Origin of the sequence: Sporolactobacillus sp. THM19-2 (assembly GCF_004153195.1) — a bacterium.
Lineage (GTDB): Bacteria > Bacillota > Bacilli > Bacillales > Sporolactobacillaceae > Sporolactobacillus.
This window is the reverse complement of record NZ_SEMC01000014.1, coordinates 16,771-38,439: the sequence shown is the minus strand read 5'-3', so window position 1 is coordinate 38,439 and position 21,669 is coordinate 16,771. Positions and strand designations below refer to the sequence as shown.

The 21,669-nt window shown below is 49.2% G+C and carries 23 protein-coding genes; all 23 read right to left on the bottom strand.

Annotated elements, in window-relative coordinates; translation table 11 throughout:
- Positions 1-166: 166 nt before the first annotated feature.
- On the bottom strand, positions 167-3,724 hold the full coding sequence (gene mfd, locus EWH91_RS10315) for a transcription-repair coupling factor (protein ID WP_129929963.1): 3,558 nt from the start codon (positions 3,722-3,724) through the stop codon (positions 167-169).
- 141 nt (positions 3,725-3,865) lie between these two features.
- Positions 3,866-4,453 (bottom strand): aminoacyl-tRNA hydrolase, encoded by a 588-nt coding sequence (gene pth / locus EWH91_RS10310; protein ID WP_129929962.1) that lies wholly within the window; start codon positions 4,451-4,453, stop codon positions 3,866-3,868.
- Between the two features lie 115 nt (positions 4,454-4,568).
- Positions 4,569-5,183, bottom strand: coding sequence for a 50S ribosomal protein L25 (locus EWH91_RS10305; RefSeq protein ID WP_129929961.1), 615 nt, complete (start codon positions 5,181-5,183; stop codon positions 4,569-4,571).
- Positions 5,184-5,284: 101 nt separating this feature from the next.
- Positions 5,285-6,235, bottom strand: coding sequence for a ribose-phosphate diphosphokinase (locus tag EWH91_RS10300; protein WP_129929960.1), 951 nt, complete (start codon positions 6,233-6,235; stop codon positions 5,285-5,287).
- A gap of 18 nt (positions 6,236-6,253) precedes the next feature.
- Positions 6,254-7,633 carry a bifunctional UDP-N-acetylglucosamine diphosphorylase/glucosamine-1-phosphate N-acetyltransferase GlmU gene (glmU, locus tag EWH91_RS10295; RefSeq protein WP_129929983.1) on the bottom strand — a complete coding sequence of 460 codons (1,380 nt, stop codon included), beginning with the start codon at positions 7,631-7,633 and terminating at the stop codon, positions 6,254-6,256.
- Between the two features lie 190 nt (positions 7,634-7,823).
- Entirely contained in the window at positions 7,824-8,114 is a 291-nt protein-coding gene (gene spoVG, locus EWH91_RS10290) for a septation regulator SpoVG (protein ID WP_129929959.1), read from the bottom strand.
- A 139-nt stretch (positions 8,115-8,253) separates the two neighbouring features.
- On the bottom strand, positions 8,254-9,102 hold the full coding sequence (gene purR, locus EWH91_RS10285) for a pur operon repressor (protein ID WP_129929958.1): 849 nt from the start codon (positions 9,100-9,102) through the stop codon (positions 8,254-8,256).
- Between the two features lie 54 nt (positions 9,103-9,156).
- A complete protein-coding gene (gene ispE, locus EWH91_RS10280; RefSeq protein WP_129929957.1) occupies positions 9,157-10,023 on the bottom strand; it encodes a 4-(cytidine 5'-diphospho)-2-C-methyl-D-erythritol kinase in 867 nt (288 codons plus the stop codon).
- 100 nt (positions 10,024-10,123) lie between these two features.
- A complete protein-coding gene (locus EWH91_RS10275) occupies positions 10,124-10,309 on the bottom strand; it encodes a small, acid-soluble spore protein, alpha/beta type (RefSeq protein WP_129929956.1) in 186 nt (61 codons plus the stop codon).
- A 204-nt stretch (positions 10,310-10,513) separates the two neighbouring features.
- Positions 10,514-10,768 carry a Veg family protein gene (locus EWH91_RS10270; protein WP_129929955.1) on the bottom strand — a complete coding sequence of 85 codons (255 nt, stop codon included), beginning with the start codon at positions 10,766-10,768 and terminating at the stop codon, positions 10,514-10,516.
- A gap of 192 nt (positions 10,769-10,960) precedes the next feature.
- Positions 10,961-11,824 carry a sporulation peptidase YabG gene (yabG, locus tag EWH91_RS10265; protein ID WP_129929982.1) on the bottom strand — a complete coding sequence of 288 codons (864 nt, stop codon included), beginning with the start codon at positions 11,822-11,824 and terminating at the stop codon, positions 10,961-10,963.
- A 153-nt stretch (positions 11,825-11,977) separates the two neighbouring features.
- On the bottom strand, positions 11,978-12,853 hold the full coding sequence (gene rsmA, locus EWH91_RS10260; RefSeq protein ID WP_129929954.1) for a 16S rRNA (adenine(1518)-N(6)/adenine(1519)-N(6))-dimethyltransferase RsmA: 876 nt from the start codon (positions 12,851-12,853) through the stop codon (positions 11,978-11,980).
- Positions 12,854-12,857: 4 nt separating this feature from the next.
- Positions 12,858-13,409, bottom strand: a complete 552-nt coding sequence (rnmV, locus tag EWH91_RS10255) for a ribonuclease M5 (protein WP_129929953.1) — start codon at positions 13,407-13,409, stop codon at positions 12,858-12,860.
- Positions 13,410-13,427: 18 nt separating this feature from the next.
- Positions 13,428-14,207, bottom strand: coding sequence for a TatD family hydrolase (locus EWH91_RS10250; RefSeq protein WP_129929952.1), 780 nt, complete (start codon positions 14,205-14,207; stop codon positions 13,428-13,430).
- Between the two features lie 133 nt (positions 14,208-14,340).
- Positions 14,341-16,335 carry a methionine--tRNA ligase gene (gene metG / locus EWH91_RS10245; RefSeq protein WP_129929951.1) on the bottom strand — a complete coding sequence of 665 codons (1,995 nt, stop codon included), beginning with the start codon at positions 16,333-16,335 and terminating at the stop codon, positions 14,341-14,343.
- A 113-nt stretch (positions 16,336-16,448) separates the two neighbouring features.
- A complete protein-coding gene (rsmI, locus tag EWH91_RS10240; RefSeq protein WP_129929950.1) occupies positions 16,449-17,345 on the bottom strand; it encodes a 16S rRNA (cytidine(1402)-2'-O)-methyltransferase in 897 nt (298 codons plus the stop codon).
- Positions 17,311-17,598 (bottom strand): GIY-YIG nuclease family protein, encoded by a 288-nt coding sequence (locus EWH91_RS10235; protein ID WP_129929949.1) that lies wholly within the window; start codon positions 17,596-17,598, stop codon positions 17,311-17,313. The genes rsmI and EWH91_RS10235 overlap by 35 nt, the downstream gene beginning before the upstream one ends.
- Positions 17,595-18,332, bottom strand: a complete 738-nt coding sequence (locus EWH91_RS10230; RefSeq protein WP_129929948.1) for a tRNA1(Val) (adenine(37)-N6)-methyltransferase — start codon at positions 18,330-18,332, stop codon at positions 17,595-17,597. The genes EWH91_RS10235 and EWH91_RS10230 overlap by 4 nt, the downstream gene beginning before the upstream one ends.
- A gap of 326 nt (positions 18,333-18,658) precedes the next feature.
- Positions 18,659-19,006: a DNA replication initiation control protein YabA gene (gene yabA, locus EWH91_RS10225; RefSeq protein ID WP_129929947.1), complete on the bottom strand. Its 348-nt coding sequence runs from the start codon at positions 19,004-19,006 to the stop codon at positions 18,659-18,661.
- Between the two features lie 12 nt (positions 19,007-19,018).
- Positions 19,019-19,843 (bottom strand): PSP1 domain-containing protein, encoded by an 825-nt coding sequence (locus EWH91_RS10220; protein ID WP_129929946.1) that lies wholly within the window; start codon positions 19,841-19,843, stop codon positions 19,019-19,021.
- Positions 19,840-20,847, bottom strand: coding sequence for a DNA polymerase III subunit delta' (gene holB / locus EWH91_RS10215; RefSeq protein WP_240697334.1), 1,008 nt, complete (start codon positions 20,845-20,847; stop codon positions 19,840-19,842). The genes EWH91_RS10220 and holB overlap by 4 nt, the downstream gene beginning before the upstream one ends.
- Positions 20,848-20,888: 41 nt before the next feature.
- Entirely contained in the window at positions 20,889-21,326 is a 438-nt protein-coding gene (locus tag EWH91_RS10210; protein WP_240697333.1) for a YaaR family protein, read from the bottom strand.
- 13 nt (positions 21,327-21,339) lie between these two features.
- Positions 21,340-21,669, bottom strand: a complete 330-nt coding sequence (locus tag EWH91_RS10205) for a cyclic-di-AMP receptor (RefSeq protein ID WP_129929944.1) — start codon at positions 21,667-21,669, stop codon at positions 21,340-21,342.

Genomic DNA, 21,669 nt, shown 5'->3' with positions numbered 1-21,669 from the left:
GATGTCCTCACTTTCGTTATAGAGGTCGTTCAACTCCTCCCCGAATGAATGGCAGCGGATCACTCCGCCCCAACTCGCCCGTTCCGGTCTGAACGCACAGGATAAATCATGTATTCCTTGCGTTATTATTCGCGCCGGAGTCCAAAGTATACATGCCACGCCCAAATTATCCGGCTTTTTCCGGGGTCCTCTGAAGGGGCAGCATCTCCTTCAGAAATTTGAGAGCATCATCAAGAAACTGATTTTGCCTTCGTACATGCTCCCTTAACGTTAATTTCATTTTTGCCCCTTCAGAAGCAAAGCCGATATCCAGATTCATTTTACTGATCGACTTGAACAGTTCTTCTCTGTCCAGCCTTCTCCAGCCCATTTCCGAAAAAATGACCGTCAGGCCGGTATCCTTCCTGCTGACTTCTTCGATCATCAGCCTGTCGGCCATCACGCGAAGCGATGCAATCCGGAAAAGATCGGCAACTTCATGCGGGTAATCCCCAAAGCGGTCGATCATCTCATCCTTAAGGTCGTCCAGATCCTGGAGACTTTCTGCCCCTTTAAATCGCTTGTACATATCAATTTTCTGAATGGAATCCTCAATATAGGCATCAGGAATATACGCATCCGCTTCAATATCGATGGTGGCTTTTGGAGGAAGCGCCTCGCGTTTCTGACCGCTTTTCTGGCCGCTTTTCCGCTCCTCGACAGCTTCTTTAAGCATTTGCGAATACAGATCGTAACCCACAGAATCAATAAATCCGTGCTGCTCGGCCCCAAGCAGATTCCCGGCACCGCGGATGGACAGATCCCTCATCGCAATTTTGAACCCGGATCCCAGTTCAGTGAACTCCTTAATCGCCTGAAGCCGTTTCTCTGCGGCCTCGTTCATGACCTTATCGCGCTGATAAGTAAAATAGGCATAAGCCACACGGTTAGATCGGCCGACACGGCCACGCAGCTGGTAAAGCTGTGCCAGCCCCATCTTATCGGCATCATAAACAATCAGCGTATTCACATTCGGAATATCGACACCGGTCTCAATAATTGTTGTACTGACAAGCACATCATCTGTTCCATCGAGAAAATCGATCATGGAAGCTTCAAGCTCCGATTCCTTCATTTGTCCATGAGCATAGGTCACGTTGGCATCCGGAACAAGCTGTGAAATGATCTCAGTCATCCGCTGTATGGTTTCAACTCGGTTGTACAGAAAATAGATTTGCCCGCCACGGGCCATCTCACGCTCAATCGCCTCGCGAATCAAGGCCTCATTGTATTCCATAACATAGGTCTGCACAGGAAATCGGTTTTCCGGCGGCGTCTCAATGATTGACAGGTCGCGTACGCCGAGCATCGACATATGCAGTGTCCGCGGAATAGGCGTCGCTGTCAGGGTCAGGACATCAATATTTGCCTTAAGTCGCTTGATTTTCTCTTTATGCGTGACCCCAAAACGCTGCTCTTCATCGACAATCAAAAGACCCAGATCTTTAAAACGGACATCCTTCGACAGCAGACGGTGTGTACCGATCACCATATCAGTGGTCCCGTTTTTCAGCCCTTTAATCGTCTCCGTTTGTTCCTTGCGCGAACGAAAACGACTCATGACGCCAAGCGACACGGGAAAATCTTCAAATCGCTCACGTGCTGTCTCATAATGCTGCTGGGCAAGTATCGTTGTAGGGACAAGAAAGGCCACCTGTTTACCGCCTTCAATAGCCTTAAAGGCAGCTCTCAGCGCCACTTCGGTCTTTCCATAACCGACGTCACCGCACAGGAGGCGGTCCATAGGCTTCTCACTTTCCATATCTTTCTTAATTTCTTCAATCGCCTGAAGCTGATCGGCAGTTTCCTGGTAGGGAAAAGCGGCTTCAAATGCTTTCTGGGCCGCCCCGTCTTTCGGAAAGGCAAACCCCCTGCTTGCTTCGCGCTTTGCATACAGCTTAATCAGATCATCGGCTATGTTCTGAATGGACGATTTTGCTCTGCTTTTAACCTTCTTCCATTCCCCGCCGCCCAGAGAATAGATTTTCGGTTCTTTTCCTTCCGAACTGACATATTTCTGTACCTGGTCAATATGTTCAACAGGGACATATAACTTGTCGTTCCCTTTATAGATAATCTGAAGATAATCTTTATGCGTTCCATTGACTTCAAGGGTTTCCGTTCCTGCGTAACGCCCGATACCGTGATCGACATGAACCACATAGTCGCCGACTTTCAGCTCATTGTAATTTTTCAAACGTTCCGCATTGGACAGCTTACGGCCTTTATGACGTTTTTTCCCTGCTTTTCTGGTAAAAACTTCTTTTTCTGTAATCACAGCCAGTTTCTGAAGCGGCATTTCAAACCCATTATCAAAATTGCCAATCATAATCTGGTTCCGTCCGAACTCCGGCAGTGCCTTATCCGATGCCTGTTCCGCATCGATTCCATAATCCTCCAGCACTTGTTCCAGCCGCTCAGCACGTTCCCTGCCGGAAGCAAGAAACACAACGGCAAAATCACTGTTCATCCACCGGTCGACTTCCGTTTTCAGCAGATTGATCTGTCCATGAAAATTCTGCATGGACCGGCACGTTAAGTGGATGACATTCTGGGGCTGAAACGGCCCGTGATAACGCAAAAACAGGGACAGAAGCAGAATCGGCTGCTTCAGTTGTTCCTCAAGTGACGTCCAGTCACGGGTAATCAGTAAATCGGCTACAATAGCCCCTTTTTGCAGCATATCGACCTGCCACTCTGCCTCTTCATGATCAAGCCGGGCAGCCATTTCCTGAATCCTGCTGACCTCATCAAACACGACCAGCGCATCAGACGGCAGATAATCGGTCAGTGTCTCGGCCTTGATATAGAAAAGCCGGGTGTATTTGGCGATATCCGGAAAGGTCTCATGCTGTTTCAGTGCTTCCAGATCGGCTCCGATCCTTTCACTTAAAAGCGCTTTCACCGAAGAATCCGTGACCTTATTCAATGTTTTTGCCAGCATTTTCTCAAGAGCCGCTGCCGCACGTTCATAACTTTCATCATACAGAAGAAGCTCCCGGGCCGGGCCGATCACCGGGCTTTTTTGCACGGTCTCAAGGGAACGCTGCGTCTCACTGTCGAAGTAGCGAATGGAGTCGACTTCATCATCAAACAACTCAATACGCAGAGGGTGCTCCTCGGTCAGTGGAAAAATATCGATAATGCCGCCTCTGAGGCTGAATTGCCCAGGGCCAGTGACCATCGGCTCGCGCTCATATCCGATTTCCTCAAATCTCTTGAGCGTTTGATCAAGATCAACCTGCGCCCCTGCCTCAAAACGCATCATCCCTTTTTTCCAGACGTGCGGAGGAGCCAGAAGTTTTTTCAGTCCGGCTGCAGGTACCACAATCAAACACTTTTTCCCAAGGACCAGATGATTCAGTACATCAATCCTCTGTGCCAGAAGTTCCGGGCTTGCCGTGGCAAACTCCGAGGCAATCAGATCATTGGCCGGATACATGAACAATTCCTCTGAATCTATCAGTTCAGACAAATCATTAAACAGCTTCTGGCCCTGGTACAGATTATGGGTCACAGCAACAACCGTTCCAGGTCGCTGCCGGTAAAGTGATGCTATCCAGAGCGCTTTCGCCCCTCCGGACAATCCGGATACGAGCTGCCGCGTCATGCCCTCTGCATATCCTTCAAGTACGGTACGAATTTCACTTACTTTTTGATTATAGAGTGTGCTCAGGCCAAGCATGGGCCAACCTCTCTTTCTTTAAACCGAAAAACGCTTTGACGCCCGGCCAAAGCTCCCGCAAACATTCTCCCCTCCGCCGGTTAAGCGTTGGATCATTGTAGCTGGAAAAACCCGGAAAAATGAGGAGGAAGTCAGGATGTATTATTCCCCCATCCGGGTCCCGTTATTCGCATTATACTTATTCATCAACTGCTGAAAAGGGGTGTCCACCCAGTCTGCCGCCGCGTCTGCCGCCCGTTCAATGCTTGCGGCGATCCATTCTTTTTCTTCACCTGAAAATCCGTTCAGTACATAGTTCACCACAGCCCGTCGTGATCGTTCGGGATGCCCGATGCCGACCTTTATCCGGGCAAAGTCCTCAGTATGGAGATGATGAATCAGCGATTTGATGCCATTATGTCCGCCTGCACTTCCCCTCTGCCTCAACCTGATTCTGCCGACAGGAAGGTCCATGTCATCCTGAATGACCAGCAGATTATCTGCAGTCAGTTTATAGAAACCAAGGAGCGGTCCGACTGCTTCTCCGGAAGCATTCATATAGGTCAGCGGCTTAACCAGAAGAACATCTTCACCACAGATCACTGTTTTAGCAAACAGGGCATGAAACTTTGTTTTTGTCAGTTTCGTGCTGAAGCGTGCTGCCAGTTGATCTATGACTTCAAAACCTATGTTATGTCTTGTATGCTCGTATTCAGAACCGGGATTACCCAGTCCGGCGATAACTTTCACACTATTCCCTCTCTTTCGGGATGAACGATGCCGGTCCGTTATTTGTCCGGTATGAAAAAAGACGTAACCCAGGTGTGTGTTACGTCCCCTTCCATTTTATGCCGGAATTGTATCTTTATTCAGCCGGATTTTCCTCAGGAGCAGCTTCCTCAGGGGTTTCTTCTGCTTCTTCATTCGCATTCTTTCCGCTGTAGGAAACAGAAACAACAACTTTCTCGGGGCCCCCGACAATCGTATAGTTTCCTGCAGGTTTAATATCACTGATACGGATACTGTCACCAACAGAAAGGCCGGACACATCGACTTCAATCGCCCCCGGAAGATCATTCGGCAGTGCACGGACAGGCAGTTCGGTAATCTGATGGTTGACAACAACTTCTCCAACTTCAACCGCTTCGGTGCCCTTGAGGACGACAGGAACCACCGCTTCTATCGTTTCATTGACATTAATTTCCAGAAAATCAACATGCTGAATGCTACCTTTCAGATAATTAAACTGCAGTTCATGTGCCATAACCGTGCACGGTTTCTGATCTGCAATATTCAGTGTAATAATCGCATTTCTGCCTTCTTTTCTCAGCAACTTGTTTAACGCGCTTGCATTTACGCTGATTGATTCATTGTCGATCGTCTTACCGTAGACAACCGACGGAATTTTTCCTTCTCTTCTTAATGCTTTGGTGATCGACTTTTTCGAATCGTCACGAATGGCTGCATCTAACGTCGCCATGTCTTGCACATCCTTTCAAGATCTATAATTTGCATTTTTTTCGGCTGATTGATTCAATAAGCCGCCTCACCCTGTCCGTGACAGCGTGTCCATCGAAGAGGTCAGTTGAACAGCCGGCTGACCGAAAGCTTCTCATGAATGCGGATAATCGCTTCACCGATGAGCGGGGCAACCGATAGCTGGACAATCTTGTCTATCTGTTTTTCTGCAGGCAGGGGAATCGTATTGGTCACAACCAGCTTACTGATTGCCGATGCCTGTATTCTTTCAATGGCAGGGCCTGATAACACAGGGTGCGTACAGCAAGCATACACCTTTTTCGCTCCACGCTCAACCAGAGCGTTTGCTGCCAGTGTAATGGTACCCGCCGTATCAATAATATCATCAATAATAATCGCTGTCTTACCCTGAATATCCCCGATAATGTTCATCACTTCGGAAACATTCGGACGCGGACGCCGCTTGTCAATGATTGCAATTGGTGCTTTAAGCCTGTCCGCCATTTTGCGTGCCCGTGTCACGCCACCATGATCCGGGGAAACAACCACGATATCCTCAATCTTTTTACTCAGAAAATACTCGGACAAAGTTGGCACACCCAGGAGCTGATCAACAGGAATATCAAAGAATCCCTGAATCTGGGGAGCGTGAAGATCCATAGTCAGAATTCGGCTTGCCCCCGCGGTTTCCAGAAGATTGGCAACGAGCTTCGCTGTGATCGGCTCACGGGCACGGGCTTTCCGGTCCTGCCTGGCGTAGCCATAATAAGGGATCACAACGTTGATCGTCTTGGCGGACGCCCGTTTCAGAGCATCAATCATGATCAAAAGTTCCATCAAATGCTGGTTCACAGGATCGCACGTGGATTGAATCACGTATACTTCACAGCCACGAATACTTTCTTCAATGCTGATTCGAATTTCACCATCACTGAATGAAGTGACCACACACTTCCCCAATTCAATACCGATATGATCCGCGATCTGTTGTGAAAGGTCGGGGTTGGAGTTGAGGCTGAATACTTTAAGATTCGGATCTAAATAGCTGCCCATGCTAATGGTTCCCTCCTGTTAATCATTTAACCTGTAATTCAGTTTTAAGGCATATTTTTCCTTATTGGTCTGTCTTGACCGGGCGATGGCAAGTGCGTCATCATTGACAGAGTCAGTGATCGTTGAGCCCGCGGCCACAAAGGCGCCATTGCCAATAGTCACCGGAGCGACCAGGTTGGCGTTGCAGCCGATAAAAGCCCCGTCCCCGATCTGTGTCGTATATTTATTTTTTCCATCATAATTAACTGTAATCGTTCCGCAGCCCATATTCACATCTTTACCCAGAACGGCGTCTCCAAGATATGTAAGATGAGAAGCCTTGCTCCTCTCGCCAATTTCAGACTTCTTGACTTCAACAAAATTGCCTACCTTTACCTGATCGTGAAGCTTCGACAGCGGACGGATGTGAGAAAACGGACCGATCTGTACATGATTGCCCACAAAACTGTCCTCAAGGACGGACTGATCGATACGGGTGTCTGAACCAATCCGGCAATTGTGAATCCTTGTCTGCGGCCCAATTACGCAATCTTCACCGATTTCTGTCTTGCCCGAAATCAGGGTTCCGGGATAAACAACCGTATCCCGGCCAATCGAACAGTCCGCAGACAGATAGGTCGAATCAGGGTCGATCAGGGTGACGCCGGCCATCATATGCCTGCGATTAATCCTTTTTCTCATGTACCGCTCAGCCTCCGCGAGCTGTACACGATTATTTACGCCAACCGTCTCTTCAAAGTTCTCCGTACGGACGGCCAGCACTTTCTCCGATCGTGCGGTCATCAGTGTGATCACATCAGGGAGATAGTATTCCTTCTGAACATTATGGTTATCAACCTTGTCCAGAAGTTCAAACAACAGACGATTATTAAAACTGTAAATGCCAGTATTGATTTCTTTAATCTGCTTCTGACGCTCTGTCGCGTCCTTATCTTCAACAATCCCGACAAATCGGCCGGTGCTGTCACGCAGAATCCGCCCATAACCTGCCGGATTCTCCAGGTTTGCTGTCAGGACAGCTGCTGCGGCATGCCCGCGTTCCTGCTCCTTAACCAGTTTTTCAATTGTACTGTGCGTAAGCAGCGGGGTATCTCCATAAAGGACGACGGTCGTCCCGTCCAGCCCTCTGAGTTTCTCCGATACCTGAAGTACAGCATGCGCCGTTCCGAGCTGCTCCTTCTGAAGCACGCATTCGGCGTCTGATCCGACACACTTTTCGACTTCTTCTGCCCCATGACCTACCACAACAAATATTTTCGAAAAATTGGCTGATTGCGCCTGATCAATGACATGACGAATCATCGGTTTCCCGCAGACCGGATGCAGCACTTTATCTAGTTTCGACTTCATTCTGGTCCCCTGTCCGGCAGCCAGAATCACCGTAAATCGGTTGGACATATCGTGAATAGCCTCCATCTTTCTCATCTGAACCCATCTATCCTTTTTAGACTATAGCTTAAAAGTCTGCTATTTTCAAGGAGACATGGGATTTCTTTGACTGTCCGGTCAACCCGGCCTTTTTCTTTTCCTGACATGAAAAAAGAGCCGGCTTTCGGCTCTCACATAAAAATCATACAATTTAACGCTTTCATGATGCCCCGGCCTGCTGGAACGAAGGATCTTCCGCACACGCCTGCCGATATTCATTCAAGACAGCCGTTTGAATTTTCTCCCGTGTACCTGAGGTGATCGGATGAGCAATATCCCGGAATTCACCGTCAGGCGTCCTTTTGCTGGGCATGGCTACAAACATGCCGTTATTTCCGTCGATCACCCGGATATCATGAACAACAAATTCTCTGTCAATGGTGATTGAGGCAATGGCCCTCATTCGGCCGTCCGTATGTGTCAGCCTCAGTCTGACATCTGTTATTTCCATCGAAACGACACCACCCTTTTCCCTCGAAGTTCGGAACGCTTACATAGGAATTTCAACAGAAAAGGGTAAAAATCCTGCACCAGTCAGAAAATTAACACGAAAACTTCACAGAATGCGCATAAGAAGCCTGCAGTTATGTTTAGCTGTTCCTGACCCGGTTCTCAGATTGATCAAGTGAATCCATAATATTTCCGTCCTCAATAACCGGGCAGCTCTCCGGTTCCTTCATTGAAAGCTTCAGCAGTGAAGTATAGTGATCGACAAGCTTCGTCTGCTCATCTTTTTTCTCAACAAAGACAGCCATACCGGCAACGACCGCACCGAATTCCTTCGTCATGTTGATCATGCCTTTCATTGTCCCGCCGGCTTTCATAAAATCGTCGACAATCAGGACATGGGCGTCCTCCTTCAGACTGCGTCTGGGCAGCACCATCGTCTGAATCCGCCGTGACGACCCGGAGATATAGTTAATACTTACCGTTGACCCTTCCGTCACCTTACTGCTGCGGCGAGCAATGACTACTGGCACATTCCGCTGGGAAGCAACGGCATAAGCAATCGGAATACCTTTTGTCTCCATTGTCATGACAACGTCAATCTGTTCATTGATAAATGCCGATGTAATCAGACGCCCGAGTGCATTCACAAGTCCGGGATCGCCAAGTATATCTGTCATATATAAATAACCGCCGGGTAAAAGCCGGTCCTTACTGGCCATTGTTTTTTTCAGGCCATTCAGAAGACGGCCTGCCTCTTCGGAACTCATACAGGGCATATAGCTGACGCCGCCTGCCGCTCCGGCAAGCGTATGAAGTCTGCCGACACCGGTGGATTCCAGATTTTCCTTAATAATCGTCAGATCTTCACTGATTGAGGATTTGGCAGATTCATACCGCTCTGAAAAACAGGATAGCGGAACAATCTGATAAGGATGCTGCAACAGATAACGGGTCATGTCGACCAGTCTGCTGCTTCGCCTGAGTTTCATTTTATCCCTCCAAATCCGAATATTTTATATGCTATTTTACACCATTATTCGTATTTAGACAAGAGCAAGCGGTTTACAGGGCCGGACGGCATAGACTTCGGAGCAATATCCTTTCATACTGTTCACCAGGCGCTGCATTCTCGATTCATGCTGCGTCAGGCCGAAAACGGTCGGACCGCTCCCACTCATCAGGATCCCTTCCACGCCGATGACACGCATATTTTCTTTAATTCGCCCGATTTCAGTGACCTGTTTCATGGTGACGGCTTCCAGTGCATTGCCAAGCGCTGCACATATCGATGCAAAATCTCCCTTTTTAACGGCTGATTTCATACGCATGACATCAATATGCTCGGTTTTCTGACTGTCCCACGCCTGATAAGTCTTTGCCGTTGATACAGAGACATCCGGCTTGACGAGAACGACCCAGCAGGGCGGCAGTGGCGGCAACGGCTCAATCTGCTCGCCGCGTCCGGTTGCCAGTGCTGTTCCGCCGCGGACACAGAAGGAGACATCCGACCCGATCATTCGGGCGACCTCCAGCATATCTTCATAGCTCATGCCAATGTTCCACAGGCGGTTCAGCGCCCGGATCGTTGCCGCCGCATCGCTGCTTCCTCCCGCCAGACCGGCAGCTACAGGGATCTGTTTCTGAATAAAAAGATCAACACCCTGGTGGATTGCATATTTTTCTTTCATTATCTGCGCCGCCTGAAAAGCAAAGTTCCGCTCATCCTCAGGAACATAGGAAGCTGAGGTTTCTAATACGATCTTGTCATCTGTCCGCTCATCGCATTCTATACGGTCTGCCAGATCGATGGCCGCCATGACCATGCATACTTCATGGTAACCGTCTTGCCGCTGTCCGAGTACGTCAAGCGACAAATTGATTTTTGCCGGAGCTTTTTCAAGTACCTTCACTGTCTCCCCCGCCTCTTTTGTTTCGTACTCTCATCATAATCGAAACGGCGTATAAGAAAAAGGGGTTCCGCATCAAACCTTCGGATACCCCTTTTCATACTCAATCATTGCTTTTACCGGCAGTCATGTTCTGTTCTGCCTTTTCAATGGCCCGCCGTACCATGTTACCCGCATCGCGGGCACGGATGCCGCCCCATCCTTCTTTCTGGACCGTATCGTAAAAACCCAGCTCTTTAGCAAGTTCTACTTTAAACGACTCAGACATGATGCCTCTCCGTCTGGCCATGATCGGCACAACCCCTTTCCAATGGTCGAGCAGCTATATATTGTGCAAAGGGACTTCCTTCTATGCGTCAAACGTGATACAATGCCCTTGAAAGGGATTGCAGGCAGCATAAACGCGCCTCACCGGTCAATCCGGTGTGCGCGTATCCGCCAGATCATATGAAATTACGTTCTTTCATGCAGGTTGAGAAGACAGCTGCCCTCTTTACTGACCGCTTGCCATCTCGCCCGTAAAGGTGAGTTCTACCGAGTCCGTCAGTACATCCGTGTAGCTGTAAGAAACACGGTCATAGGCACTGGAATCTTTATCCAGACGCACGGTAAAGACAGACGGATAGGTACCTTCCAGAACACCAATGCGATGAATCGTTTTGCGCCTGCCTCCGTTTGCCTTGAGGGTCAAACGTTCGCCGACACGCTCATCTAAAGCGCCTTTGATATCTTTAATGGTTTTTCCCATCTCGACAATCCACCTCGCTTAATTATAAGTGTAACACAATGGACGTCAGAAAGCAAATAGTTTGAATTATATCAGGAAACCATCTTTATTGTCAATGATTTTGCTGATGTATTCCGCCCATTTTTTCATACATTAGCTTGCGCTTAAATTGACAGATCATTCCGGAAAAAATATTTTTTTACATGATCCGCATCATTCGGAGGGATACGGCAGGCCCGTCCGCAGCATACCACGGCTTTCCACGCCGCCCAGTCCGCCGGCGCCGGTTAAGGTATTGCGCAACACTTCCCAGACATTTACGCTGTCAAGAAACGAGGTAAAACTGATTTTCGCTACCAGATAGACCGGATCAAGCGCATGAATATTCACCCGGTCCGGTGAACTGGCAAAATTGGATCCCGCTCGAATCAACTGCTCAAAGTTGGACTGGCAGGCTCCCGCAAAAATAATCATCTGATCAAGGCTGGAAAAACGGCTTCGCACTTCCTTTACCGTCCGGACAAAATGGCCGGAATGGCGATACGCTTTGATTTCTTCTGCGGTTCCTTTGTTTTTCAGAAAAGCATCGTGACCAGTCAGAACAAGGATATCCGGACGAATCCGTTCAACAAGCTGCGGGACCCGATCGGGCATCTCAGACTCCGGCATATGCTTACCGATGACCGGAACCCGAAGCTTTTCATAAACCACCAGACATTTTCTCATGTACCAGGAATCACCGTCGATGTGGAGCACGCGTCCCGGCATCTCAAAATACGAGCTTCCTGATCGATAGCCGCTTGTTGCCGTATACTCCCTCCTCATGCGCATTTGTCGGTAATCCTGACGAAACAGCTTATACGATTCTGCTTCGCGCATCTTCAGGGTTGCTTCATGCTTCTCACGGTCATCTTCGCTCACCAGAACCAAATCATCCATCGGCGCATCTGCACAAAGCCGCATATCATGGCCGGTCAGCTCCGCAACCCCGGCTTCTTCACTGATCCGTACGACACGAAACAGTAAATCGCACTTATAGGAGATCCGCGCCACTATATCGCCAGTCTGAATCATTATGCTTTTCCCCACTTTCGTATCTGCATCCGCAGATCAAGCCGAAAAAAAGAGGGCCATCCGTACCACTCTATGCCCTTTTACTACAGTTTATTCCTGATCACCCGGCCTCGCAGGCAGCAAAAAAACAGCTGACCGGTGCAGCTGTTTTTATAATCACGTCATGTGTTTCCGCAAGGCGTCACTCAACCGGGCAAATTCCTCGATGGAGAGTGATTCGCCACGGCGCCCCGGGTCAATACCCGCATCAGCCAGGGTTTGAATCAGTTTCTCTTTTCTTTCTTTAGAAAAAAGATTGTTCACCAGATTATTGATCAGGGTCTTTCTTCGCTGAGCAAAGCTGGCACGGACCACTTTAAAAAAGAACGTTTCATCTGTAACAGCAACCTTCTTCTTCGGGCGTATATCCAGCCTGATCACCGCAGAATCTACATTAGGCTGTGGTACAAATACCGTTTTCGGAACAGTCATCACGACTTTCGGATCGGCCTTATATTGAACGGCAATTGACAAGGATCCGTAGCTTTTTGCCCCGGGATCGGCTTCCAGACGTCCGGCCACCTCTTTCTGGATCATCACGACAATCCTTTTGACCGGCAGATCGTCCGACAACAGTTTCATCAATATCGGGGTCGTCACATAATAAGGCAGGTTGGCAACCACCGTTACGGATGATCCCGGGGGACATACCCCGGCAAGCAGCTGCCGGAGGTCCATCTTCAGCACGTCACCGTACCGGATGGAAACATTATTGTGGTTTTGCAGCGTTTCGCTCAAAATCGCCTCCAGCCGCCTGTCGATCTCCACGGCAATCACCTTTTTCGCTGCATCGGCCAGAAGTTGCGTCAGTGCACCGGCGCCCGGACCGATTTCAAGAACCAGATCATCTTTTGAAAGTTGGGCACAAGCCACGATTTTTCTTAATATATTTTCATCAACAAGAAAATTCTGCCCCAGACTTTTTTTCAGCGTCAGGTGGTGACGCCGGATGAGATCGGCCGTCCGTTTCGGTGACGAAATATATTTATCCAACGATTCAGCCTCCCCGGGTTATGGCATCTATAGCCTGCTGCAGTTCATCAGGCGTAATCTGAAACATCTTCAGCCGTTTATAAAGCTGTTTGCCATTTGTATAACCCATTTTCAACTGCTCGCCCAGCCTCTCGCGCAGCCGTCTTGAGTCCGATCCGCCAAGGAGGCCGTATGCACGCAGCTGGTCCATGGAAATCTGTTCTTCCGGCTCTTCGATCACGGAATGCACTTCGGCAAGTGCTGAGCGAATCGCTTCCGGTGAGGCATGCTCGATACCCAGACTTTCGCCTTCTGCACCCTTTCCCTCTTTCCGGGTGATAAAGGCATGTTTGCAGCCGGGAACTTCCTGACTGATGATCTTACGAATACGTTCGCCCGGATAATCCGGATCCGTCATGACGATCACCCCACGCCTTTTCTGAGCGTTCCTGATCGTTTCAATCGTCCGGCGGCTGACGCGCGAACCGTTCGTTTCAATCGTATCGGCATGAACGGCTCTGTTGATGGCCGTTGTATCACTCTTTCCTTCCACAACTATGATTTCTTTTATAAACATCATTTTCCCCTTGTCTGATCATTTCAATGATTGCGGGATATGAAAACATTTTTCAGCATTCCCGGTTGTAATCTGTGCGATTTCGCTGAGGGAGAGCCCTCTGATTTCCGCCAGCTTTTCAGCAACGAGCCGGACCCGGGCCGGTTCGTTCCGCTTCCCCCGAAAGGGATGCGGGCTGAGATACGGGCAGTCCGTCTCAATCATCAGGTGGTCGAGCGGTACTCTGGCGGCCGTCTCACGCTGCAGTGCCCCGTTCTTAAAGGTCAGCGGGCCACCAAAGCTGATATAAAAATTTAATTCAATGAATTTCTCGGCCCATTCCAGGTTATCACTGTAACAGTGCATCACTCCGCCTGTCGTTTCGGCATGCTCTTCCTTTAAAATACGCCAGGTATCTTCTGTCGCTTCACGATTATGAATAATCAGCGGCAGTCCGGCCTCCTTTGCAACACGAATCTGCCGCCGGAACACGGTATGCTGCACCTTTTTCGGTGATTTATCCCAGTGATAATCAAGGCCGATTTCACCAAGGGCGACTATTTTCCGATGGACCAGTTTCCCTTTGATCCAGTTAAGATCATCGTCAGTCATATCCACTGCGTCCTCCGGATTCCAGCCTATCGCTCCGTAAATCGACGGATAAGCATCAATGATCGGAAAGACGCGTTCCATGGATGGACGGTCAACCCCGATGACCATCATCCGGCTGACGCCCGCTGCATGCGCACGCTCCAGAACGGGATCAAGATCTTCCTTAAATGCATCGTCATTTATATGTGTATGCGAATCAAACAGCATGGACAGCCTCCTCATCCTGATTTATGCCCTCTCCGGGGAAAGGTCCTGCGAGAGTGAAAAAAAGCGGGAAGCATGCACCACCCGCGCATCTTCCCATCTGCTGCAGCGCCGGCCTTTCGGTCAGCCAATCTGTTCACCGTATTTTCGCACCATTCGGAAGCGATCCGGCCACCGTCGCTACTTTCACCTGACCGTCACCTTCCCCGGCCAGAAGCATGCCCTGTGACAGTTCGCCGCGCAGTTTGACCGGCTTCAGGTTGGCAATAATGATGATCTTTTTACCGACCAGGTCATCAGGCTGATAATATTCAGCAAGTCCGGAAACAATCTGTCTCTTTTCGTAGCCGAGATCAAGCTGCAGTTTCAGCAGCTTGTCTGCTTTCTTTACTTTTTCAACCTTCAGTACTTCTGCGACACGCAGATCGATTTTTTGAAAATCAGTCAGTTCAACCTGATCTGCAGCGGCTGCTTTTGATTTCTTTTCTTTGTTACCATTCGGTTTCGTTCCCGCTGCTCCGCGCATCCGTGATTTAATGTAGGCGACTTCCTTGTCAATATCCAGACGGGGGAAAATGGGATCTTCTTTATGGACATGCCAGTCACCGGTATTCACAGCCGGATCAGTAAGCGACTCCCATGCCTGATCGGAGGGATCCGTAACACCAAGCTGGCTGAAGATTTTTCCCGGTGTGGATGTGAAGAATGGCCGAATCAGTATAGAGACCGCGCGAATGGTATTGATCAGGTGAGCAAGAACAGAATCAAGATCTGCCCTTTTCGTCTCATCCCGGGCAAGCGTCCATGGCTGCGTCTTGTCAATATATTTATTAGTCTGTCCAATCAGTTTCCATATGGCCGAGAGCGCAACGGAGAACTGCAGATTTTCCATCTGGTCCTGAACCGTCCCGACGGTATCAGCCAGCACATTTTCCAGCGGGCCGTCAAACGGTGTCACCTGTCCGGTATAAGCAGGCACTTTGCCGTCACGGTACTGCTCAACCATCGCCACCGACCGATTGAGCAGATTGCCCAGATCGTTTGCCAGATCGAAGTTAATCCGTTCAACAAATGCTTCAGGCGTAAACAGTCCATCCGAGCCGAATGGCACTTCCCGCAGCAGATAATAACGCAGAGCATCCAGTCCATAGCGGTCGATCAGTGGCTCCGGATCAACGACATTGCCTTTCGATTTTGACATTTTCCCGTCCTTCATCAGCAGCCAGCCATGCCCGAATACCTTTTTGGGCAGGGGCAGACCGAGCGCCATCAGAATGATCGGCCAGTAAATTGTATGGAAACGAACAATCTCTTTCCCGACCAGATGTACATCGGCCGGCCAGAATTTCTTAAACTTCGTCTCATCGTCCGATCCATAGCCGAGGGCGGTAATATAATTCGTCAGCGCGTCCAGCCAGACATAAACAACATGTTTCGGATTGCTCGGAACTTTGATTCCCCAGGAGAAGGAGGTCCGTGAAACAGCCAGATCTTCCAGTCCAGGTTTGATGAAGTTGTTGATCATTTCCTTTTTCCGCGATTTCGGCTGGATAAAATCAGGATGTTCTTCATAATACTTCAGCAGCCGGTCCGCATATTTGCTCATTTTAAAGAAGTAGCATTCCTCTTTCACCCTTTCAACTTTGTGACCGCTGTCCGGGCTTTTCCCGCTGATAATTTCTCCTTTGTCGTTCTTTTCTATATCAACAAGCTGAGATTCGGTATAATAGGTTTCATCAGGAATACTGTACCAGCCCTCATATTCACCCAGGTAGATGTCGCCCTGATCCAGCAATTGCTGAAAGATCTTCTGAACGACCCTGGTATGGCGCGGCTCAGTCGTGCGAATAAAATCGTCATAGGAAATATCAAGCTTCTTCCACAACTGCTTAATCTGCGCAACCATCCCGTCCACGTAATCAATCGGTGATACGCCCTTCGCTTTTGCCTTCTCTTCGATTTTCTGACCGTGTTCATCCGTTCCGGTCAGAAACATTACATCGTAGCCTCGCAGTCTTTTATAGCGGCACATCGCGTCACCGGCAACGGTTGTGTACGCGTGGCCAATATGTAATCGTCCGCTTGGGTAGTATATCGGTGTCGTCAAATAGAATGATTTCTTTTCAGTCATACAGCATCACTGCCTCCTTAAAAAGCACTCCTCCGAAAATGAAGATACTAAAAAAACTATACGGTTCACTGTGTGTAATGTCAAGAATACTGCCAAAGCCGGATCCGGACAGGTCATCCGCTTTTGTCGTCGGTATGATGGTAAATCCGGTACACGTCCCGCTTCGGCACAGAACGGTCGACAGCCGTCTGTTTAATGGCATCCCGGACTGTCATATTTTTATCCTTTACATAATGGTCGACATGTGCAGAGACATCAAGTATCCGCCACCACAGGTCATCCGTCTGTTTCTGCGCTTCCTCCGCGCCTGCAACAATCAGGCAGACTTCACCCTTCACTTCCCCTTTTTCTTCAAGACTGCTGAGCACATCAGTGATTTTCCCTCTGAAAAAGGTTTCAAACCGCTTGGTCAGTTCTTTCGACAGTGAAATCTTCCGATCGCCAAACGCTTCATGCAAATCCTTAAGTGTATGAAGAATTCGCCGCGGCGATTCATAGAAAACCAGCGTGTACGGGAGTCCGGTCAGAGCCTGTAGCGCCTGAGTCCGCTCTTTTTTCTGTCGGGGGAGAAAACCGTAGAACAGAAAATGATCAGTGGACAGGCCGGAAGCGATCAGACCCGTGACTGCAGCGTTTGCTCCCGGGAGCGGGACAACCGGGATCTTCTGACCAATACAGGACGCGGCAAGATCTGCTCCCGGATCAGATATACCCGGTGTACCGGCATCGGTCACCAGTGCAACGGTTTTCCCGGACAACAGTTCTGCGATCAGCTTTTCACCGCTTGCTCTTTTATTATGTTCGTGATAACTGACAAGAGGCGTATGGATCTCAAAGTGTGCACAGAGCTTCATAGTATTACGCGTGTCTTCGGCAGCCACAATATCAGCTGTCTTCAAAATCTCAAGCGCACGAAACGTGATATCATCAAGATTGCCAATTGGCGTAGGCACAAGATATAGCGTCCCCTTCCCCTCATGAGCCGTCTGAAAGCTGATCTGTTCTTCCATTTTGCACGCCCCTTCGGATTAATGCTTCTTTTTTTTGCCGCGTCAGATGCTTGATCGCCCACTCTCGGCGCATGGCAGCCGATTTATCCGGGAGGGTCTCTTCGTACACGATGCGCAGCGGTTTATGGCTGCGTGTATATTTGGCCCCTCTGCCGCTCAGATGTAGAGCAAACCTCTTTCTTACATCTGCTGCATAGCCTGTATAAAAACTTCCATCCCTGCATTCAAGGATATAGACACTGTACGTCTTCATTTTTCCGGCCACACATCCTCTGTATAGTGGCCATTCCTGTCGTAAACAACGATCGGTGGCAGAACAGTAAGTCCCGGCCGGCCACCTGCCGTCCCTTCTATGAGCAGCATGTTTGCCTGCCTGCCCTTCCGCGGATGGATCATCTGCAGCTTTTTCGGTTCAATACCTGATTCCTGCATCACAGATAGAATTTCAGCCAGGCGTTCGGGCCGATGAACCATCGCCAGTCTTCCGCCCTGTTTCAGCAGAAGTGCGGCCGTACGCACCACATCTGTGAGCGTAATCAGAATCTCATGCCGCGCAACCGCCAGATGCGGATTCATTTTCGTATCCCGTGCGGCTTCTTTCGTAAAGTAAGGGGGATTGCATGTGACGACATCACAGAGGTGCCGGCCCATTTTTTCCGGAAGTTTCTTAGCATCCCCGCAGATAAAATCAACCTGATCTTCAAGGCAATTCAGTGCCGCGCCGCGAACAGCCAGATCACACACTTCAGGCTGAATTTCAACGCCTGTAATCCGGCCTCGTGTCCTCTGTGAAAGGAGGAAGGGTACGGCACCATTTCCTGTGCACAGATCAACCAGCCGGCCCTGCCGGATGGGGACATACACAAACCGGGAAAGCAGGACGGAGTCCAGTGAAAACGGAAAAAGATCATCAGATTGAATAATTTTCAGACGGGTCTGAAACAGAAAATCCACACGCTCATTCTTTTTTCCGGCTTTGCTGTGCATCGGGATCCTCACTCTTTCCCATTATTTTGTTACGGGTCACAGGCTATTTAATTAAAGCCCGTTGGTAAAAAAAAACCGCCTGAAACAAAACAGACAGGCAAGTCGATGGGGTTTATCGCATGAACGGGCAGTAAGACCCCCACCTCAGGGTCATGTGGGTAAACAAACAGACCCGGGCGCGGGGAGAACCTGCCCACAACGGCCGAATGGAATCAACGAACAATCAGTGAGGATGGGCGCAGGCTAAAAACGAGGGCGTCCTGTGCACCCGAAAAACCTCCACTGATTGAAGTTTCACTCTATTTAGCCGGCCGAACGCGGGACCCCTATTTCTTGTTCAGAAACGACAGACAGAACAGGCAGTCTCCGTCCTTACGCACACTGCCGTAATGCAGATTACAGATATGAAACCCTTCCTTATACAGTCTGGCCAGATTATCATATCCTTCACCCACATCCGGACCCTGTGACCGGTCATCTCCGGAATATTCGGCTACCTGCTGCTTTTTTTCGGATTCTATCCGTTTCCGCAGATTACGGTTTTCAAGCGTCAGATTATTATTTTCCTCCAGAAGTGCGGTCAGTTGTGCCTTCAGGTTTCCGAAGTCCACATAAACCTGGCCCAGCTGCTCTTCCAAATGACTGACTTGCGAGAAAATGTCCCTTTTCTCCAAGTTCATCCACCTCTATTTAGCAGGAGATATAGCTCCTTCTTCAATCAGTTCATCTAATGTGTATTCAACAACCTTGTTCTGTTCTTTCAGTTCGATCTGAACAAGCCGCTCCAGAATATTGAGACCGACCACGCGTCCCGGTCCATAATGGATACGAATCGACTGGCCGATATCCGGTAAAGCCTGTTTCGCCGATTCATATTGATCATTTTCATATTTAAGGCAGCACATCAGGCGCCCGCAGACGCCGGATATTTTAGCCGGATTCAGCGACAGATTCTGATCCTTTGCCATTTTAATAGAAACTGGCTCAAAATCGCCCAGAAATGTCGAACAGCACAGCATCCTTCCGCACGGGCCAATACCACCGAGCATCTTCGCCTCATCACGTACGCCAATCTGACGAAGTTCTATTCTTGTTTTGAACACGGAAGCCAGATCCTTGACCAGCTCACGAAAATCTACCCTGCCATCGGCTGTAAAGTAAAAGATAATTTTATTTCGATCAAATGTATATTCAGCATCCACCAGCTTCATTTCCAGATGGTGGTTGTAAATTTTCTGCAGGCAGATATCCATGGCTGCTTCTGCATCCTCTTTATTCTTCTGAACCTGAAGTCTGTCAGAATCTGTGGCCACCCGAATAACTTTTTTCAGGGGGAGTACAACATCTTCTTCATCTACTGTCTTTCTTCCAATGACTACCCTGCCGCATTCCACACCCCGGGTGGTCTCCACAACGACCTGTGCCCCTTCCGGGATAGCCAGCTGTTCCGGGTCAAAATAATATATTTTACCGGCCTTCTTAAATCGAACGCCGACAATATCGTATTTCATGCTGAATAAATACCTCCTAATTTGATTACAAGCCGTTCCATGACACTGAGTCCGTTAACATGTGCATCAAGCTGTTTTCCGGCTTCAAAAATCAGGGTCATCGCCTGGATGGTCTGATCCGGAGAGATTCGGATCATCTGTGCATTCAGTGCTTCAGACTGATCCTCATAGATTACCTGCTCCGGACGCCCCGTCTGAAAGGACAGAAGATCCTTATACCAGAAAAGCAGTAAATCCAGACCGACGGCCAGTTTTTGAGCATCATCAAATTCAGGAATAAATTTTTCATAGATAAAAGGTAAAACCGGTTTTGCAGTATTGCCCAGTCTTTGTGTTAATTGTAGCACTTGCGAACGTGCCTTCGCAAACCATTCATCATGGCACAATTTCTGTGCCTCGTTAAAATCATGCGTCAGCTGCGCCGCCGGACGAGCCAGCCGGCGCGGCTGATCATCTTTTTCCAGCTGCTCTGCAACAGCCTGATCCGACAGCGGAATAAAGCTTAGAACCTGGCAGCGGGAGATGATCGTGTCCAGCAGCTGGTGAACATGATCGGTTGTCAGCAGGGCAAGTGTCCCCGGATGGGGTTCCTCTATAAATTTCAGAAGACTGTTTTCCGCCTGAACAGTCAGTTTATCTGCATCTTCAATGATAAAAATTTTTCGTGAAGACTCTGCGCCTCTGTAAGAAAACTCCTTCAGCAGTAAAGCAATCTGATTTTTCTTAATAGACTGGGCGCCCTCCCCCGCACGGATCCGGATCACATCAGGATGATTACCTGAAGCAATTCTCCGGCAGTTGCGGCAGGACAGACACGGTTCCCCTTCTACCGGGGACTCGCAGAAAAGCGTCTGGGCAACAAGCAGGGCCGTCTCGCCCTTACCGGTTCCGGCTGCCCCCTCCAGCAAATAAGCATGGGCCAGTTCGTCCCTTTTGATGGCATGCTGAAGGACACGTGCCACTGTATGCTGCTGTTTCTGTAATTTTTTCCAGTCCATTTGCATCACCCACTCTCCCGTCTTACACAACCCGGCGCGGTCAGAAGTTAAATGTATAAATTTATCAGCATCCCGCGGATCTCGTCGAGACGATCCAGGAGATCAAGCTGTTTTTTGTTTTTATCTAGCAGGTCATGCGTCAGTTCCATCAGTTTTTTGTCCACTGTCCTGACAAGGGTCTGCCTCGCGCCGCCATTCTGCCAGGAACGGAATCGTTCGGTATCGAGCCCCTGGCGTACAGCTTCCTGCATGAAGGAACGCACAAGCTTCTTATACAGCTGCAGATCATGCACCGTCCGGGACCCGGAAACACGGGCAGCCTGTTCATCTACGTGACGCATCAGTGTTTTCAACGCTTCAGCATTCAGGTGTTCTTGTCCTGCAGCGAGCGTGCGGCTGAATGAACCGTTCAGCTTTGCTGTTATTCTCCCCCGACCGGCTGCTTTCTCTGTCACCCGGTTTTCCTGACCGATCTTAATCGACACCTTAGACGCCTCCTTAAAAATGCCTGAACTGGTCGACATCCAGCACAAACACAGTGGCGCCGCCAACTTCTACTTCAACCGGTTGCATCATGTACCCGTCCGTGATGCTGTCTAATGAAGAAATTGGCGACATGATCTGCATTCTGCTTCGGCAGTGATTATGAATCAGCTCCAGAAGTCCTTCAACTTTCTCATCGTCTGTCCCAATCATAAACGTGGTATTTCCGGCACGCAGGAACCCGCCGGTGGAAGCAAGCTTCGTGACATGAAAGTCAGCTTTAACAAGTGCTTCCTGCAAACCCGAACTGTCCTTTTTCTGAACAACCGCCAGCACCAGTTTCAC

Excerpts from the sequence above, each read along its gene's own strand:
- mfd (WP_129929963.1), bottom strand. The coding sequence starts at position 3,724 with ATGCTTGGCCTGAGCACACTCTATAATCAAAAAGTAAGTGAAATTCGT.
- EWH91_RS10305 (WP_129929961.1), bottom strand. The coding sequence starts at position 5,183 with ATGGCGACGTTAGATGCAGCCATTCGTGACGATTCGAAAAAGTCGATC.
- EWH91_RS10300 (WP_129929960.1), bottom strand. The coding sequence starts at position 6,235 with ATGGGCAGCTATTTAGATCCGAATCTTAAAGTATTCAGCCTCAACTCC.
- glmU (WP_129929983.1), bottom strand. The coding sequence starts at position 7,633 with ATGTCCAACCGATTTACGGTGATTCTGGCTGCCGGACAGGGGACCAGA.
- spoVG (WP_129929959.1), bottom strand. The coding sequence starts at position 8,114 with ATGGAAATAACAGATGTCAGACTGAGGCTGACACATACGGACGGCCGA.
- purR (WP_129929958.1), bottom strand. The coding sequence starts at position 9,102 with ATGAAACTCAGGCGAAGCAGCAGACTGGTCGACATGACCCGTTATCTG.
- EWH91_RS10275 (WP_129929956.1), bottom strand. The coding sequence starts at position 10,309 with ATGGCCAGACGGAGAGGCATCATGTCTGAGTCGTTTAAAGTAGAACTT.
- EWH91_RS10270 (WP_129929955.1), bottom strand. The coding sequence starts at position 10,768 with ATGGGAAAAACCATTAAAGATATCAAAGGCGCTTTAGATGAGCGTGTC.
- rnmV (WP_129929953.1), bottom strand. The coding sequence starts at position 13,409 with ATGTTTATAAAAGAAATCATAGTTGTGGAAGGAAAGAGTGATACAACG.
- EWH91_RS10250 (WP_129929952.1), bottom strand. The coding sequence starts at position 14,207 with ATGCTGTTTGATTCGCATACACATATAAATGACGATGCATTTAAGGAA.
- metG (WP_129929951.1), bottom strand. The coding sequence starts at position 16,335 with ATGACTGAAAAGAAATCATTCTATTTGACGACACCGATATACTACCCA.
- rsmI (WP_129929950.1), bottom strand. The coding sequence starts at position 17,345 with ATGGAAGAACAGATCAGCTTTCAGACGGCTCATGAGGGGAAGGGGACG.
- EWH91_RS10235 (WP_129929949.1), bottom strand. The coding sequence starts at position 17,598 with ATGAAGACGTACAGTGTCTATATCCTTGAATGCAGGGATGGAAGTTTT.
- EWH91_RS10230 (WP_129929948.1), bottom strand. The coding sequence starts at position 18,332 with ATGCACAGCAAAGCCGGAAAAAAGAATGAGCGTGTGGATTTTCTGTTT.
- EWH91_RS10220 (WP_129929946.1), bottom strand. The coding sequence starts at position 19,843 with ATGAAATACGATATTGTCGGCGTTCGATTTAAGAAGGCCGGTAAAATA.
- holB (WP_240697334.1), bottom strand. The coding sequence starts at position 20,847 with ATGCAAATGGACTGGAAAAAATTACAGAAACAGCAGCATACAGTGGCA.